This window comes from Blautia sp. TM10-2 (genome assembly GCF_003480845.1).
GTDB classification, from domain to species: domain Bacteria; phylum Bacillota; class Clostridia; order Lachnospirales; family Lachnospiraceae; genus Fusicatenibacter; species Fusicatenibacter saccharivorans.
In genome coordinates, this window is record NZ_QUJZ01000007.1 from 101360 (window position 1) to 117885 (window position 16526).

Annotated in this window: 16 protein-coding genes and 1 pseudogene; 16 read left to right on the forward strand and 1 reads right to left on the reverse strand. The window is 52.1% G+C overall.

Features of this window, described 5'->3' with window-relative positions; translation table 11 throughout:
- Window positions 1-67 precede the first annotated feature (67 nt).
- Complete coding sequence (locus DXD92_RS08645; protein WP_118594765.1) at window positions 68-706, reverse strand: EFR1 family ferrodoxin; 639 nt, start codon at window positions 704-706, stop codon at window positions 68-70.
- 203 nt (window positions 707-909) lie between these two features.
- Between DXD92_RS08645 and DXD92_RS08650 the strand changes: the two genes are divergently transcribed.
- From DXD92_RS08650 to DXD92_RS08720, 16 genes and pseudogenes are all read left to right on the forward strand, one after another.
- Window positions 910-2199 carry a transposase gene (locus tag DXD92_RS08650; RefSeq protein ID WP_243037963.1) on the forward strand — a complete coding sequence of 430 codons (1290 nt, stop codon included), beginning with the start codon at window positions 910-912 and terminating at the stop codon, window positions 2197-2199.
- A gap of 15 nt (window positions 2200-2214) precedes the next feature.
- Window positions 2215-2508: pseudogene (locus DXD92_RS19495) on the forward strand (transposase); the annotation flags it as partial.
- Window positions 2509-2635: 127 nt separating this feature from the next.
- Window positions 2636-2938: a DUF6017 domain-containing protein gene (locus DXD92_RS08655; RefSeq protein ID WP_305764419.1), complete on the forward strand. Its 303-nt coding sequence runs from the start codon at window positions 2636-2638 to the stop codon at window positions 2936-2938.
- Between the two features lie 55 nt (window positions 2939-2993).
- A complete protein-coding gene (locus DXD92_RS08660; RefSeq protein ID WP_118640397.1) occupies window positions 2994-3245 on the forward strand; it encodes a hypothetical protein in 252 nt (83 codons plus the stop codon).
- A gap of 191 nt (window positions 3246-3436) precedes the next feature.
- Window positions 3437-4315: a DUF6017 domain-containing protein gene (locus tag DXD92_RS08665; protein WP_118640398.1), complete on the forward strand. Its 879-nt coding sequence runs from the start codon at window positions 3437-3439 to the stop codon at window positions 4313-4315.
- A gap of 5 nt (window positions 4316-4320) precedes the next feature.
- Window positions 4321-4812 (forward strand): PcfB family protein, encoded by a 492-nt coding sequence (locus DXD92_RS08670; RefSeq protein ID WP_118640399.1) that lies wholly within the window; start codon window positions 4321-4323, stop codon window positions 4810-4812.
- A complete protein-coding gene (locus DXD92_RS08675) occupies window positions 4809-6677 on the forward strand; it encodes a VirD4-like conjugal transfer protein, CD1115 family (RefSeq protein WP_118640400.1) in 1869 nt (622 codons plus the stop codon). The genes DXD92_RS08670 and DXD92_RS08675 overlap by 4 nt, the downstream gene beginning before the upstream one ends.
- 3 nt (window positions 6678-6680) lie before the next feature.
- Window positions 6681-6896, forward strand: coding sequence for a Maff2 family mobile element protein (locus DXD92_RS08680; RefSeq protein ID WP_097800461.1), 216 nt, complete (start codon window positions 6681-6683; stop codon window positions 6894-6896).
- 68 nt (window positions 6897-6964) lie between these two features.
- The gene (locus tag DXD92_RS08685) at window positions 6965-7828 is read left to right on the forward strand and encodes a VirB6/TrbL-like conjugal transfer protein, CD1112 family (protein WP_113992836.1); all 864 of its coding nucleotides are present in this window, start codon (window positions 6965-6967) and stop codon (window positions 7826-7828) included.
- A gap of 14 nt (window positions 7829-7842) precedes the next feature.
- Window positions 7843-10599 carry a VirB4-like conjugal transfer ATPase, CD1110 family gene (locus tag DXD92_RS08690; RefSeq protein WP_118640401.1) on the forward strand — a complete coding sequence of 919 codons (2757 nt, stop codon included), beginning with the start codon at window positions 7843-7845 and terminating at the stop codon, window positions 10597-10599.
- A gap of 7 nt (window positions 10600-10606) precedes the next feature.
- Window positions 10607-11284: a hypothetical protein gene (locus DXD92_RS08695; protein WP_147399296.1), complete on the forward strand. Its 678-nt coding sequence runs from the start codon at window positions 10607-10609 to the stop codon at window positions 11282-11284.
- Between the two features lie 132 nt (window positions 11285-11416).
- Window positions 11417-12502, forward strand: a complete 1086-nt coding sequence (locus tag DXD92_RS08700; RefSeq protein ID WP_118640403.1) for a DUF4238 domain-containing protein — start codon at window positions 11417-11419, stop codon at window positions 12500-12502.
- Between the two features lie 83 nt (window positions 12503-12585).
- On the forward strand, window positions 12586-13599 hold the full coding sequence (locus DXD92_RS08705) for a DNA cytosine methyltransferase (protein ID WP_243104873.1): 1014 nt from the start codon (window positions 12586-12588) through the stop codon (window positions 13597-13599).
- Window positions 13596-15506, forward strand: coding sequence for a C40 family peptidase (locus DXD92_RS08710; protein WP_118640405.1), 1911 nt, complete (start codon window positions 13596-13598; stop codon window positions 15504-15506). Before DXD92_RS08705 ends, DXD92_RS08710 begins: the two co-directional genes overlap by 4 nt.
- Window positions 15499-16245, forward strand: coding sequence for a phosphoadenosine phosphosulfate reductase (locus DXD92_RS08715; RefSeq protein WP_330427579.1), 747 nt, complete (start codon window positions 15499-15501; stop codon window positions 16243-16245). The genes DXD92_RS08710 and DXD92_RS08715 overlap by 8 nt, the downstream gene beginning before the upstream one ends.
- A gap of 2 nt (window positions 16246-16247) precedes the next feature.
- Window positions 16248-16523, forward strand: coding sequence for a DUF4315 family protein (locus DXD92_RS08720; protein ID WP_118640406.1), 276 nt, complete (start codon window positions 16248-16250; stop codon window positions 16521-16523).
- Window positions 16524-16526: the final 3 nt, after the last annotated feature.

The window sequence follows — 16526 nt, forward strand, 5'->3', positions numbered from 1 at the left end:
CATAAATTGCAAAGCGCCCCGGCCCTGCAGATCATCTGAATGCAGGACCGGGGCGCCGTTTACAGACTTATTCTTTGATTTCCGCCAGCGTTACATCTGGATGATGATACTGCGGACGATGTTTCAAAAATGGAACTTTAAGCAGGGTAGCATTCTTGGGACACCAGTGAAGACAGGCATAACAGGCTGCACAAGAATGTCCTCCATAAAAATACGATGCAGTAACAAAATCTTCTTTTGGCAGACTTCCGTCAGATGTAAAGTTTGTTTTTCGTTCTTTTATAAAAGATATGATAGATTTTAACCGTTCCGGTGCTTTTTTCAGTCGTTCCAGATTTTCCTGCTCTGAGCTGATTAAACAGTTGCCTGGCATCTGCAGATCAAAGACAGCCGACAGGTTTGCACCGCTGCGGGAAAGTGCCTGACTTAGGCTGACAAAAGAATTTCCGCTTTTTCCATTGTTAGAAGTCATGACGACAAAAGTATAGCAGTCAGGATTGACCGTTAACTTCAATAAAAATTCTTTTACAATCCATGGCAGATCGCTCATGTAGGTAGGAAAGACAAAACCGATTATATCGTCTTTGCAGAAAAAATTGCTTTCTGTTTTCTGTTTTATAATATTCTCAACAGGCTGATTCAGCTCTTTTCCAATTTCTTTTGCAGCCCAAAGCGAATTACCAGTTCCGGTAAAATAAAAAATCATAAGTTTTTCCCTCTCTTTTTGAAGTTTATGACGGAGAAAATATTTTTATCCGTTTGCTTTATATTATTTTAAAACTATGATGTTGGGGTCAAAAGCCCCTCTATAGTACCTTGAAAAGTTCATATATTTTGTAGTAAATACAAGCCTAAATGGTTTACTTGCTGTATAATAGAGATATCTTAGTAGGAAAGAAGGCAATCTCTATGTCATTCAAAGAAAATACTTACCAGCAAATGTCATTTACAGATAGTTTTTCTGGATTAACTGCCAGAGAACAAAAAGCATTGGAAAAATCCTGGGCAAAAGTCTTTGCCGATGAAATATTTCCTGCCATTGATGAAAAGCGTTTTTCTGCCTTATACAGCGATAAGGCATCCAGACCGAATACTCCGGTCAACGTGATTGTTGGTGCGCTCATTATCAAAGAGCTTTTTGATTATTCCGATGACGAGATGGTCGAAAATCTTATGCTGGATTTTCGAATTCAGTACGCACTGCACACAACAAGTTTTGAAGAACAGCCTTTGAGTGACAAGACCTTAAGCCGTTTCCGCAAGAGGCGCTATGATTATGAAACACTTCACAACAAGGATCTTTACCATGATTGTGTGAAAGATTTAAGTGCTTCCATTGCAAAACTGATGGGAATCAGCGGTAAAGTCAGACGTATGGATTCCGTGATGATCGAATCCAACGTCCGCAGGCTCAGCCGAATGGAACTGATATACACCTGCATTGTAAAGCTGGCGATGTATGTGAATAAAATCAATGGTTCCGTTCTGTCTGACGATTTAAAACATTATATCGATCCTAACGATTTTAACAGAGTGATTTATCGTCAGCGCAGTACCGATGCAGATGAGCGCATGAAGCAACTCTTAACGGATGCGGATAAACTTCTTGCTCTGTGTGAGTCTGATTACAATGATTCAACAGAGTATGATCTGTTTGTCAGATGCCTGTCAGAACAGACCATTGTTGAAAATGAAAACCGAAGACTCCGCACGAAAGAAGACGGCGGCATGAAATCAACCATGCTGCAGAATCCTTCTGACCCTGAAGCGACATTCCGGAATAAAGCAGGAAAAGAGCATCGAGGATATGCTGCTAATCTTGAAGAATCCGTTGGAGCCAATGGTTCTGTTGTAACAGAGTACCAGTATGAGCAAAACAACCATAGTGACAGTCAGTTTATCCAGGAGCACCTTGCGCAGATGGATAACCAGGAAGAACGGACTGTTATAGTCACGGATGGAGCATATAGTGGAACAGAAAACACACAACTTGCAGCTCATAAAAACGTAGAACTGATTACCACAAGTCTGACGGAGAAACCGGCTCCGGATATCCTTGCTGATTTTGAATTCAACGAAGAGGGAACAAAAGTCCTCCGATGTCCAGCCGGCCATGCACCGAAAAGCTGTTCTTATATGAAACCAAGCAATCAGTGTGCCGTTTCCTCTCTGCATGAGCAGTGTGCCAACTGTCCGTAGCAGGATCAATGCAAGCCGAAGATCTTTAAGAAGGTTGCAAAAATAGTAACATCCAAAGCAGCGCATGAACGTGCGAAAATCCAACGGAACATGAATAGCAAAGAATTCAAAAATTATACAAGGCTGCGTAATGGAGTGGAAACTGTTCCATCGAATATACGCAAGAATTACCACTTGGAAAAGATACCTCGTGGGAAACAGCGGGGCAAGTTCTTTTTCGGTTCCAAGATAGCAGCATTGAATTTCAGAAAACTCTTCAACTATGTGAAGGGTTTAGGACATTACGCTCAAAATCCGGTACTTGTATAAAATCAAGGAAGGGAATACCAGCGTATATCCGAAGAAATCCGGTATTATACTACAAAATATGAATTTTTCAAGGTGCTATAGAAATAGAGGACAAAGTTATTTATGGTTTTGACCCTAACATCATAATATAAAGCGGGGAACAAAAAGAGATGGGATGGATATGATGGATCGGATATCTGCCTACCGGGAACTGATTCGGAAAAATATTGATTACGAGAACTACCCGCCGATCTATAACAAGCAGGAAGTGGATGAACTGATCGATCTGATTGTAGAAACCCTAATGCTGCCGCCGGATGCAGGAACAATTCGGATTGGAGGAAAGGAACGTCCTGTTCCGATTGTAAAAAGCATGTTCCTGAAGCTGGATAAAGATCACATCTGTTATATCCTGAAGTGCCTGCACAATACGGAAAAGAAAAAAGAGTAAAAATGGCCGTATCAAAAAAACAGCCAGCGAAAAAAGGCAGAAAAAGAAAAGCAGCTTGTGGATCATAGCGTTGATTGCTGTTATTTTGCTGATTCTTGTTGGAGTCGTATTTTTGGTACTGCCAAAATTTCGAAAAGAAGCTGCACCGGAAAAACCGGAAACGATCAAGGTGGAAGCTGCAGAGAAAAGCTATGGTGCGAGTGGTGATACAGAACTTTTTGAAAAAGCCAGTAATATCAACGGTTTTCAAGGCGGACGAGTAGCAAATAACTTGTATATATCCCCCTTTTCGGGCGACTGTTTTTAAGACAGCCGCCCTTTTTCTATACCCAAATTCAAGTGTCGTGATTAGGGTGGAAAATCTGCTGTTTCTTTCGCTGTGGCTTGCGTTCAGAACAGGGCGCGGGTGTTTTCCCATACGGGAGGTAGCGGAGGCATACAGGCAGACAAAACGCCAAAAATCAACACTTTTCATTTTCAGAGGAAGGAGGTGCGAAGATGGCTGTATTCCGTATCGAAAAGACCAGAGATTACACGGTCATGTCCAACTACCATCTGCGGGATATGTCGCTGTCGCTGAAAGCGAAAGGGCTTTTATCTCTCATGCTGTCCCTGCCGGAGAATTGGGACTACACCATGAAGGGCCTTGCCCGTATCTGCAAGGATGGCATTGACAGCATCAGCGGCGGTATCCGGGAGCTGGAGGCGCATGGCTATCTGATCCGTTCGCGTGTCCGCAGCGCAAACGGGCAGCTCGGCCCTATCGAATACACCATTCTGGAACAGCCTGAAACGCCATCACCTACACAGGAAAAACCTATACGGGAAAATCCCGTACAGGCAAATCCAATGTTGGACGCTCCAATTCAGGAGAACCCCGCCCAATTAAATAAAGAAGAATCAAGTAACTATCCATCAAAGACAGATTTATCAATTACGCAAGAATCAAGTCCTATCCTATCAAGTCCCCCAGTCCCCAGGAAGCGGAGCGGGCAGGACGGGATGCGAAAGCGGGAAAGCTATCGGGCATTGATCTTGGAGAACATCGAATATGACGTTCTTTCGCAGAACGTGCAGTTGGATAAAGACCGGCTGGACGAGCTGGTGGAGCTCATGGTAGATACCGTCTGCTCCAACCGGGAGATGATCCGCGTGGCCGGGGACGACTACCCTGCGGAGGTCGTCCGGTCACGGTTCCTGAAGCTGAACGCCTCGCACATCGAGTATGTCCTTGACCGGATGCGGGAGAACACCACCTATGTCCGCAATATCAAGAAATATCTGCTGGCCGCGCTGTATAACGCCCCAGTCACGATGGACAGCTACTATACATCCCTTGTCAGCCATGACCTGTACGGCAGCGGAGATCGGAGGTGAACGCCTTGCAGGAAGAAATCACGCAGAAAACCCTTGCGCTTTGTGTGGAGACCGGTAAAATGACCGCCCAGCTCTTGCAGCAGGCCATGAAGAAGGTGCTGGCGGATATGGAAAAGCACAAGAATGATCCCCCACTCCGGCACGGCAAGCAGACGCTCCGGCAGCTTATGAAGCACAACACCGGCGTGTCCAATATCGAGATCACAGACCAGAATATCCGGGCCTTTTCTTCCACGGCGAAGAAGTACGGCCTGGATTTTGCGTTGAAGAAGGACACTTCCGGCGAGCATACCCGTTACCTGGTGTTCTTCAAGGGCCGGGACGCCGATGTGATTACAGCGGCCTTCCGGGAGTTTTCCGCTAAAAACCTGAGCCGCGAGAAAGCCCCTTCCATCCGGCGCAAGCTGGAAAAGGCGCAGGAGCAGTCCAAAACGCAGCACAAGGAGCAGGAGCGCGGCGAAAAGGTCAAGACCAGAGAACGGAGCGTGGAGCGATGAAGGACAAACTCAAAAAATATCTTCTGCCAAACCTGCCGTATCTGTTCTTTGTGTACCTCTTTGATAAGCTCTGCCAGGCGGTGCGGCTGGCGCCGGGGCTTGACGTCTCGGAAAAGCTGCTGCATATCGGGCAGGGCTTTCAGACCGCCTTCGCCAGCTCTGCGCCCAGCCTTCATGTGCTGGATATCTGCGTCGGCATCTTCGGCGCGATCCTCGTCCGGCTGGCGGTGTATGTCAAGAGCAAGAACGCGAAGAAGTACCGCAAGGGTATCGAATACGGCTCTGCCCGCTGGGGCAGCGCCGACGATATACGCCCGTACATCGACCCCGTTCCCGATTGGAACATCCCTCTGACCAGGACAGAAAGCCTCACCATGACCAGCCGACCGAAGCAGCCAAAGTATGCGAGAAACAAAAATATTCTCGTCATCGGCGGCTCCGGCAGCGGCAAGACGCGGTTTTTTGTCAAACCGTCTATCATGCAGATGCACAGCTCCTATGTCATCACCGATCCCAAAGGGCAGCTTTTGAAGGAAACGGGGAAAATGCTCCTGCACGGCGCGCCGAAGCTGGACGAGAACGGAAAGCCGGTGCGGGACCGGCACGGCAGGATCATCTATGAACCCTACCGTATCAAAGTCCTGAACACCATCAACTTTTCCAAGAGCATGAAATATAACCCGCTGGCCTATGTGCGCTCGGAGAAAGATATCTTGAAGCTGGTCAATATCATCATTGCCAACACGAAGGGCGACGGTGAAAAATCCTCCGAAGATTTTTGGGTCAAAGCCGAGCGGCTGTTATACTGCGCCCTCATCGGCTACATCTGGTATGAGGCGGAGCTGGAGGAACGGAACTTCATCACGCTTCTGGACCTGCTGAACGCCTGCGAAGCCAGAGAGGACGACGAGACTTATAAAAGCCCCGTGGATATTCTCTTTGACGATCTGGCAAAAAAGCAGCCGGAGCACTTCGCCGTCAAGCAATATGTCAAATTCAAAATGGCGGCGGGCAAAACTCTCAAAAGCATTTTGGTGAGCTGCGGTGCCCGCCTCGCCCCCTTCGATATCAAGGAGCTGCGGGACATTATGACGGAGGACGAATTAGAGCTGGACACGATGGGCGACCGGAAAACGGCGCTGTTCCTCATTATGAGCGATACCGATACCACCTTCAATTTCGTCATCGCCATGCTGCAAAGCCAGCTTTTCAACCTACTCTGCGACAAGGCGGACGATCTCTATAACGGGCGGCTGCCTGTTCATGTGCGGTGCCTTCTGGACGAATTTGCCAATATCGGCCAGATACCAAACTTTGACAAGCTGATCGCCACCATCCGAAGCCGTGAGATATCGGCTTCTATTATTTTGCAGTCGCAAAGCCAGTTAAAGACCATCTACAAGGACGCAGCAGATACCATTGTCGGCAACTGCGACGTCACCTTGTTTTTGGGAGGCAAGGAGAAGTCCACGCTGAAAGAGATTTCGGAGTTGCTGGGCAAGGAGACCATCGACAGCCTGAGCCAGTCCGAAAATCGGGGCGCGCAGACCTCCCACGGCCTCAGTTATCAGAAATTAGGAAAGGAGTTGATGACCCAGGACGAAATTGCAGTCATGGACGGCGGCAAGTGTATTTTGCAGCTTCGGGGCGTGCGCCCGTTTTTCAGCGACAAGTTTGATATCACGAAGCATCCCCGATACCAATACCTGTCCGACGCCGACAAGAAGAACGTCTTTGACGTAGAACGGTACATGAAACGCAGACCGGCCATTGTGAAGCCGGACGAGCCTTTCGATATGTACGAATTGAACGCATCTGATCTGGAACCCGACAACAACAATTCTACAAAACGAAAGGAAAAATGATCTATGGATTTCTTCAACAGTGCTATTGACGTATTGCAGACTCTCGTGATCGCCCTGGGCGGCGGCCTGTGCGTGTGGGGCGGCATCAACCTTCTGGAAGGTTACGGCCAGGACAACCCTGCGGCCAAAAGCCAGGGTGTCAAGCAGCTCGTCGCAGGCGGCGGCGTGGCGCTGATCGGCGTGACCCTGATCCCCCTGCTGTCCGGTCTGCTGGGCTGAGCCCTATCAAAATCTCAGAGGCAGCTCCCGTTTCACGGCGGGAGCCGCCTCCAAGGAGGTGATCTCCCGTGATAATCGACACGATCCAGGAATGGTTCAAGGAGGTGCTGATCGATGGCATCATCTCAAACCTTTCCGGGACCTTTGATACCGTGAATACGAAGGTGGCCGAGATCGCAGGCGAGGTCGGCATGACGCCCTCCGGCTGGAACGGCGGTATCTTCAACATGATCCGCAGCCTGTCCGAAACGGTCATTGTCCCCATTGCAGGCATCATCCTCACCTTCGTCATGTGCTATGAGCTGATCCAGTTGATCGTCGAGAAAAATAATCTCCATGATTTTGACACCTGGCTTTTCTGGAAGTGGATTTTCAAGACCTTCTGCGCGGTGCTGATCGTCACGAACACCTGGAATATCGTTATGGCGGTGTTCGACGTGGCGCAGAGCGTGGTCGATCAGAGCGCAGGCGTCATCATCTCCGATGCTGGGATCGACATTTCCGGCGTCGTGGGTGATCTGGAAACAACGCTGGCGGACTGGAGCATCGGTTCTTTGCTGGGTCTGTGGTTTCAGAGCGTCTTTGTGGGCCTCTGTTCGCATATCCTCACCATTGCCATTTTCCTTGTGATCTACGGAAGAATGATCGAGGTGTATTTGACCGTATCCGTGGGGCCGATCCCATTTGCCACGATGGTCAACCGGGAATGGGGCCATACGGGGCAGAACTACTTGAAGTCCTTGCTGGCGCTGGGCTTTCAGGCATTTCTTATCATGGTCTGCGTTGGCATCTACGCGGTGCTGGTCCAAAATATCGCTGTGGGGGATGATATCACCGTGGCGATCTGGGAGTGCATGGGCTACACGGTACTGCTGTGCTACACCCTGTTCAAGACCGGCAGCCTTGCAAAAAGCCTGTTCGGGGCGCATTAAAGGAGGTATCAATTTTGGCATACGTAACGGTCCCGAAGGACCTGACAAAAATCAAAAGCAAGATGCTGTTCAGCTTGACGAAGCGGCAGCTTGTGTGTTTCGGATCGGCGGCGCTTGCGGGAGTGCCGCTTTTCTTTTTGAGCAAGGGCAGCATGGGCACGACGCCGGCGGCGCTGTGCATGATCCTTGTGATGCTGCCCTTTTTCCTGTTTGCCCTGTATGAGAAGAACGGGCAGACCCCGGAGGCGCTACTGGGCAATCTGATCCAGTGTAAATTTACCCGTCCGAAAAAGCGTGTCTATCAGACAAACAACGCCTATTCCGCTTTGGAAAAGCAGGCGGAGCTGGAGCGGACGGTGGGGCGGATCGCCTCCGGCGCGGGGAAAAGAGGCAAGGGCCGGCGCAGGCTCACCCGGCAGGAGCGAAAGCAGATCGAGGCCGTCATCCGGCAGGCCAAGGGGGACGGCAAGAATCACACCGTACAGGCAAGCCTCCCCTTCCGCAATATGCACCCGGACGGCCTGTGCCGTCTGGACGACCGGCATTTTTCCAAAACCATCGCCTACGCCGATGTCAGCTACCGTCTGGCGGGACCGGACGATCAGCGGGATATCTTTGAACGCCTCTGCGACTTCTATAACGGCTATGATCCATCCATCGGCGTGCAAATGACCCTGAGCAGCAGCCACAAGGCCGGCGGCGGGGACCTGTTCCGCATGGCGGCCCAGGGGGACGACCTGGACGGGATCCGCGCCGAGGCCTCCGGCATCCTGCAAACACAGTATGAGCGCGGCAGCAACGGCTATGTGAAAAGCAAGTATGTCACGCTGACCATCGAGGCGGAGAGCATCCAGGCGGCGCGGGCAAGGTTTTCCCGCATCGAGGCGGACACCCTGAACCGCTTCAAGGTCATGGGCGCGGCGGCAAAGGTGCTGGACGGCAAGGAGCGGCTGGCGCTGCTGCACGGCCTTCTCCATCCCAGAGGGGAGCCCTTTGCCTTTGAATGGGACTGGCTCCCGGCAAGCGGCCTTTCCGTCAAGGACTTTATCGCGCCTTCGTCCTTCGAGTTTGGGGAGACGCGGCGCTTCCGCATGGGCGAAATGTACGGCGCGGTGTCCTTCTTGCAGATATTGGCCCCGGAGATCCAGGACCGTATCCTCACGGACTTCATGGATGTGGAGGGAAACCTTCTTATCACCATGCACGTCCGCGGCATCAACCAGAATGAGGCCATCAAGATGGTCAAGCGCAAGATCACCGATCTGGACGCCATGAAGATCCAGGAGCAGAAGAAGGCCGCACGCAGCGGCTACGATCTGGATATCCTCCCCTCTGACCTCTCCACCTACGGCGGCGCGGCGAAAAATCTCTTGCAGGATTTACAGAGCCGCAACGAGCGAATGTTCAATATGACCTTCCTCATGCTGCATCTGGCGCCCACGAAGCAGAAGCTGGAGATCGCCGTTTCCCAGTCGGCCAGCGTCGCCCAGACCCACAACTGCATCCTGACCCGGCTGGACTTCCAGCAGGAGGACGGGCTCATGTCTTCGCTGCCGCTGGGCCTCAACCGTATCAAGATCGAACGGAGCCTCACCACTTCGGCGCTGGCGGTATTTGTCCCCTTCGTCACGCAGGAGCTCTTTATGGGCGGGGGTGCCATGTATTACGGCCTCAACGCCCTCTCCAACAACATGATCCTGCTGGACCGCAAGCAGTCCCGTTGCCCCAACGGTCTTGTGTTCGGCACGCCGGGCAGCGGCAAATCCATGAGCTGCAAACGGGAGATCACCTATGTCATGCTGACCACAAAGGATAACGTCATCATCTGTGACCCGGAGGATGAATATTCTCCGCTGGTGAACCGGCTGGGCGGCCAGGTGATCCGGCTCTCGCCCAACAGCCGCGACTATGTAAATCCGCTGGATATCAACCTCAATTACAGCGAGGAAGAAAACCCGCTGGCGCTGAAAAGTGATTTCGTGCTGTCTTTCTGTGAGCTTATCATGGGCAGCAAGACAGGGCTGGAGGCTATCGAGAAAACCGTCATTGACCGGGCCGTGCAGATGATCTATCAGCCGTACTTCGCGGACCCGCGACCGGAGAATATGCCCGTGCTGGGCAATCTGCTGGACGCGCTCATGGCGCAGAGCATCCCGGAGGCAGAGCGTGTGGCGCAAGCACTTGACCTGTATGTAAACGGCTCTCTCAACTTCTTCAACCACCGCACCACCGTGGATATCCGAAACCGCCTTGTCTGCTTCGATATCAAGGGCCTCGGCAAGAATCTGAAAAAGCCGGGGATGCTCATTGTCCAGGATGCGGTGTGGAACACCGTCACGGTGAACCGCTCCATTGGACGGGCCACCTGGTATTTCGTGGACGAATTTCATCTGCTCTTGAAGGAGGAACAGACGGCAGCATACAGCGCTGAGGTCTGGAAGCGTTTCAGAAAGTGGGGCGGCGTCCCGACTGGGGCGACACAGAACCCGAAGGATCTGCTTTCCTCGCCGGAGATCGAAAACATTCTGGAAAACAGCGATTTTATCTATCTGCTGAACCTCTCCGCAGGCGACCGCAAGCTGATGACGGAGCGGCTGAACATCTCCGCAGAGCAGCTTGCCTTTGTGACCAACGCGGACCCCGGCAGCGGCCTTCTGTTCTTCCAGAATGTGATTCTGCCCTTCCGGGACGAGTTCCCGAAGGATACAGAGCTGTATAGACTGCTTACGACCAAGCCCAGCGAGGTTGCTCACAACGAGAAAACCGGATAAGGAAAGGATGGGACAAGATATGAAATATGTGATCGACAGTGAAACCTACGAAAAGCATATCCGTGACGAGGTACATCTTTATGGCCTGCTGCATCAGCTCGCATTTCTCGCCGGGAAGGTGAAGGACGCGGAGGACATGGCAAACCTGGTCGAGACGTCAAAGCATTATGGTGAGATCGCGGAGGAAAAATTTGACGACTGGCTCATTCCCGGCCGTTATCTGGTGTTTGGCGACCGATCCGATCTCTCCGAGTTGAAAGCGGCAGAGCTCACGCCGCTGACCGCCGTGCTGAAAGAGCATGAAGCAAAAGTCAGGGAAAAGCAGCGTGCCGCTGCCAGCAATGATCCCGCCTACATCATTTCCGGCAGCTCCTTCCGTATGCTGGTGGGCGATTTTTTTGACTTGCTGGCGCAGTACGGCTTCCTCCGCAATCGTGTTCTGGATGTGAAAACGGAGCGGCAGCTTGCACGGCTGCAAAAGAATCTCTCCGGCGAGCATCCGGCGATCCGCAGGATGTACCGCAGGTGGGGCTTTGCGGAGGATCAGGTCGTCACCTGCTATGACATTCTGGAGGCAACGCTGCGGCGCGCGCATCTGACGCCCTATGACCCGGAGGAAGCGGCGGAGGACGGCATCGGCTGCGCCCACTGCGAAGATCATTCCTGCGAGGACGACTATGACTGAGCTGACCCATGTAGATTTTGCATCACAGCCTGGTCGGGGCAATGGTAGAGGCATAGTTGTCTGGTAGGTAGTTTCATTCCTATCTATGTTTTCTGTGCAAAAAATGATATACTCTTTTGAGGAGGTGGTCAAATGGCAACTAAAAATCAGCATTATGTTCCCCGCGTATATATTAAATCGTGGGAAACTACGGTATATTCCAAAAAAGAGCCGCAGAAAGCATTTACGGGAGTATATTATTACGATAAAGCAGACCTGTCTCTCGGTGATGGTCGTAATAAGGAAAGCATACTATCTTCAAATCACACCTATACTGTTGATTTCCGTTATGATTTCATTCTTCAAAGTTGTCGTGAAATACGAATTGAGTTTGCTGAGAAAATAAAAACTATTTTGTCGCAACGAAGGGCGAAAGCATACTATAAAGGCAATTTGCTCACAAACCGAAATGCTATTTTTAGATATTTGCCGTACTTAGAAAACTGGGACTTTTATCATCTGGATGGTACGACTGCATCCAAAAAGAGCATTATCAATGAGATTAGGGGAATCCGAAGCTATTGCCTTGAAGATAGATTTAGTTCGTATGTTGAAGCACAGTGGGGCGATATCCTTAAACGGTTTTTGTTATCATTTCCTGATGTTGACGGCACTGGGCAAATTGAATTGCATCTGCAAAAGACACAAACCATTGTAGATATGCTAAATATGTTAGCGCTGATGATGTGCAGGAATCCATCATTTGATTTGTTGGGAATTTTTTCTTGGTTAAAGAATGATATTTTAGCACCAGCCTTTTCCTCATGTGGTGATGCTACTATGGCGGATATTTTTATGCGTGGTTGTTGGCTAACCGAGATTTACCGAGGGCTATATAGCGAAAACGGGTTTGTGGACACATTCTTAAGCACAGCCCTGTCCAACCTTGGCATAGTAGTGTATAGAGTTGCGAACAAAAACGAAGGAACATTTATTACATCAGACAACCCTGTTGTGTATCACAAATTGCTGGTAGAGGCAACCAACCATAATGGCATTTACTTTCCGTTAACACCAAGGTATTTGATTTTTTTAGGAAAAAGGTCAAACGCTGGCATCGATGATGTACTATTCCGAACAGTTCACAATAGAGACTTACGCAATATAAATCGCATACTATTAAATGGGGCAGAGTCTGGAATCGTTTCTCAGGAGCGAAGACTTGGATATATCTTGTAAATAGCATAGAAAAACCTCGCTTCAACCGAAGCGAGGTTTTTCTATGCCCAAAATCAGGAGGTGAATACAAAATAGCAAATCAACTGACCCATGTGAGCCTGTTTTCCGGCATCGGCGGGCTTGATCTGGCGGCAGAGGCGGCGGGCTTCCGCACCGTCTGTCAATGCGAGTGGGCGGACTACCCCTATTCCGTTCTGAAAAAGCACTGGCCAGAGGTACCGAAATTCCGGGATATCACTACTTTTACGAAGGAGGCGTTTTTTGAAAAAACAGGACTTGAAACAGTTACCGTACTCTCCGGCGGCTTTCCCTGCCAGCCCTTCTCCACCGCTGGGCAGCGAAAGGGCTTTGCGGATGAACGCTACCTGTGGCCGGAAATGTGCCGCGTTATTACCGAGCTGCGGCCCCGTTGGGTGCTTGGGGAAAATGTTGCTGGCTTCATCAATATGGGGCTCGACAAAACGATCTTTGACCTGGCAAAAGCGGGATACGCTGTTCTCCCATTCGTATTTCCGGCTTGCGGCGTCGGCGCATGGCATGAGCGCCAGCGAACTTTTATCGTCGCGGCTGATGTTTCCCACGCCCCTTGCCTCAGACAAGAACACCTGCAGGGACGCGGCCAACCTGGATGTGTACCTCTCCGACAACGGGATCTTTCGCAAGGTGAACCGGAACGGGGCCATCTGGAGCCTGAGCCTGTCGGCGGCGGTGTTCTATCTGACCCCGGCAGCGTCGGAGGGCTACCGCTCCACGCTGAAACCGGCGGCGTTTCGGAACAGCGCCCCGTCTGCCAACCTGTCGGCGCAGGTGATCCGGCAGGAGCGGCCACTATCCGAGACGGCGGCGCTGAATCCGGATTGGGTGGAATGGCTCATGGGCTTCCCCCGGAAATGGACGGACGTATCCTCTGGGCCACCGAACCGGAGGGAGTCCCCCGTATCACAGAAAACACCGCGGACCGCGCCCTCCGGCTGAAAACCCTGGGCAACGCGGTCTGCCCGCCGCAGGCATACCCCATTTTCAAATATATCTCTATGATCGAGACGGGCGAGTGCGCCAGCATTTGCCCCTACGGAAAGGCAGGTGGTGAAACATGAAGGAGTGGAAAGCCGCTGAGAAGGAAACGCAGAAGATGACCCGTGACGGAGCCATTTCCGTCAACATGGTCACAGGCGAGACGAGCCATGTTTCAGACCGTGCGCCGGAGCAGGACTATTCCCCCTCCGGCGATTCCACGGCGCTGGCGAGGACTGCCCTCCACCATCTGGACGACCGGCGCGTCCGGAAGTCTCAGAAGAAAAAGCGGCGGAACCGCCGCAAAGCCTACCGGGAGGGTACGGCGGCAAATAGCCGCCCATCCTCCCGTTTGCAATTCACCGAGGAGGAACGCGCCGCGCCGGAGCTGCAAAAGGCGATCCGCAAATCCGACAAGGCGACAGACAAGCTGGACGCGGCACGGACCGCCGTCCCCGAAAAGCAGCCCTCGCTCCATCAGCCGGTGAATCCGCTGGCGCGGCCGTTACAGGAGATCGGCCACGCCGCCCATGCGAAGGTGCATGAGGTGGAACAGGAAAATGTCGGCGTGGAGGCGGGGCACCTGACGGAGCGCGGCATGGAAAAGGCTGTCCGCTACGGAAACCGCAAACTCCAAAACTGGCAGGCAGACCGCAAGCTGAAACCCTGGCGGGAGGTATCCAGCGCAGAGCAGGCGGCGGTCCAGGCCAATGCGGATGCGCTGTATCAAAAGGCACTGCGGGAGAATCCGCAGCTTGCGACCAGCAACCTCATTTCCCGGATGTGGCAGAAAAAGAAGCTGCAAAAGCAGTATGCCACCGCATACCGAGCGGCGCATAGCGCCGGGGACGCGGCGGCAGCGGCGCAGACGGCAGCGAAGGGCGCAAAGAAAAGCGCGGATGCGGCGAAGAAGGCCGGAGAGTTTGTTTCCAAACACAAAAGAGCATTTCTGCTTGTGGGTGGGATCGGCCTGCTGCTGGTCATGCTGCTGGGGCTGCTGCAATCCTGTTCCTCCATCTTCGGCGGAGGCGTGTCCAACATTGTCGCGTCCTCCTATCTCTCTGAGGATTCTGACCTGCTGGCGGCAGAGGCCGCCTACTGCGCGATGGAGGATGAATTGCGGGAGTATCTGGACACCTATGAGCAGACCCACGACTATGACGAGTACCATTTTGATCTGGACGAAATCAAGCACGATTCCTATGTGCTGCTGTCCATTCTGTCGGCGCTCCATGAGGGCCAGTTCACCATTGACCAGGTACAGGACGATCTTCAAATGCTGTTTGACAAGCAATATATCCTTACCGAGACGGTCACCACGGAGACCCGATATCGCACCGAGACGAGAACAGACAGCGAGGGCAACGAATATGAAGTGGACGTTCCGTACACGTATTACATCTGCACAGTGGAGCTTGAAAACTTCGATTTGAGCCACGTTCCCGTTTACATCATGGATACCGAAACGCTCTCCATGTACGCCGTGTATATGTCCACGCTGGGAAACCGCTCTGACCTGTTCCCGTCCTCCGGGTATGTGGGTAAGTATATCACGAACCCGCCGGAGGACTATGAAATCCCTGCGGAATACCTGTCTGATGAACGCTTTGCGGCGCTTATTACGGAGGCGGAAAAATACTTGGGATATCCCTACGTCTGGGGCGGCAGCAGCCCTTCCACCTCTTTTGATTGCAGCGGCTTTGTCAGCTATGTTCTGACCAACAGCGGCCTTTGCAATACTGGGCGGCTGGGTGCGCAGGGCCTTTACAACATTTCTACACGGGTATCCGATCCGCAGCCGGGCGACCTGGTGTTTTTTATTGGAACCTACGATACTGCGGGTATCTCCCACGTTGGCTTCTATGTGGGGCTGGACGATACGCGCAACCCCATGTTTCTGCACTGCGGCGACCCGATCCAGTACGCAAGGCTCAATACAAGCTACTGGCAGCAGCACTTTTACGCCTACGGCAGACCGCCGTATGATTGATGGAGGTGAGCATATCAATATTGTTTCCTATGGCGGCGGTGCGAACAGCACCGCCCTTCTTGTTGGACTGCATCAGCACCGTATCCCCGTTGACCTGATCCTGTTTGCGGATACGGGCGGCGAGCATCCCCATACCTACGCCTATCTGGATATCATGGATCGCTGGCTGAAGGATCACGGTATGCCGGAGATCACACGGGTCTATAAGACCACGAAGGACGGCAGACGGCTGACTTTGGAGGATGAATGTCTGAAAAGCGGTACGCTGCCCTCTATCGCCTACGGCTTCAAGCGGTGTTCTCTGAAACACAAGATTGGACCGCAGGAAAAGTTCTGCAACAATTATCCTCCGTGCCGTGATGTCTGGGCCAGCGGGAAAAAGGTGGTCAAGTTCATCGGCTATGACGCTGACGAACACTACCGAAGCGATAAGGTCCTTCTGCGTGATCTGGCAGACCCGAAGTACAGCAAATGGTATCCCCTGATGGAATGGGGCTGGGACCGGGAGGCATGTATCCGGGCAATCGAGGCGGCTGGCCTGCCGCAGCCGGGAAAATCCTCCTGTTTTTTCTGCCCCAGTATGCGGGCGGAGGAGATCATCGACCTGCGGGAGCATTACCCGGATTTGTTCCGGCGTGCGCTGGCATTGGAGGATAACGCACGGGCCAACCTGAAAACTGTTCAGGGGCTTGGGCGTAACTATTCATGGAGAGAACGATTTGGAAAGGAGTTTATTTGACTATGGCAACTACTGAGAAGATCCGTCGTGACATTGAGAAGGTCCGGGAGAAGATCACGGATCAGCAGAAGCGCCTTCGTGCGCTGGAGGCGCAGCTTGCGGAGGAAGAAAATCTGGAGATCGTCCGCATGGTGAAGGCTGTCCACATGGACAACAAGGAGCTGACCGCTTTCCTGCGGGCCTACGCCAGCGGCATGATCTCCCTGCCGGAAGGGATGATGGAAAAGGAGGCCGCCGCTGATCCCGATACGATGGAGGGTGCCGACGATGAGGAATAAGCA

Excerpts from the sequence above, each read along its gene's own strand:
- DXD92_RS08645 (WP_118594765.1), bottom strand. The coding sequence starts at position 706 with ATGATTTTTTATTTTACCGGAACTGGTAATTCGCTTTGGGCTGCAAAA.
- DXD92_RS08650 (WP_243037963.1), top strand. The coding sequence starts at position 910 with ATGTCATTCAAAGAAAATACTTACCAGCAAATGTCATTTACAGATAGT.
- DXD92_RS08665 (WP_118640398.1), top strand. The coding sequence starts at position 3,437 with ATGGCTGTATTCCGTATCGAAAAGACCAGAGATTACACGGTCATGTCC.
- DXD92_RS08675 (WP_118640400.1), top strand. The coding sequence starts at position 4,809 with ATGAAGGACAAACTCAAAAAATATCTTCTGCCAAACCTGCCGTATCTG.
- DXD92_RS08680 (WP_097800461.1), top strand. The coding sequence starts at position 6,681 with ATGGATTTCTTCAACAGTGCTATTGACGTATTGCAGACTCTCGTGATC.
- DXD92_RS08695 (WP_147399296.1), top strand. The coding sequence starts at position 10,607 with ATGGGACAAGATATGAAATATGTGATCGACAGTGAAACCTACGAAAAG.
- DXD92_RS08700 (WP_118640403.1), top strand. The coding sequence starts at position 11,417 with ATGGCAACTAAAAATCAGCATTATGTTCCCCGCGTATATATTAAATCG.
- DXD92_RS08710 (WP_118640405.1), top strand. The coding sequence starts at position 13,596 with ATGAAGGAGTGGAAAGCCGCTGAGAAGGAAACGCAGAAGATGACCCGT.
- DXD92_RS08715 (WP_330427579.1), top strand. The coding sequence starts at position 15,499 with ATGATTGATGGAGGTGAGCATATCAATATTGTTTCCTATGGCGGCGGT.
- DXD92_RS08720 (WP_118640406.1), top strand. The coding sequence starts at position 16,248 with ATGGCAACTACTGAGAAGATCCGTCGTGACATTGAGAAGGTCCGGGAG.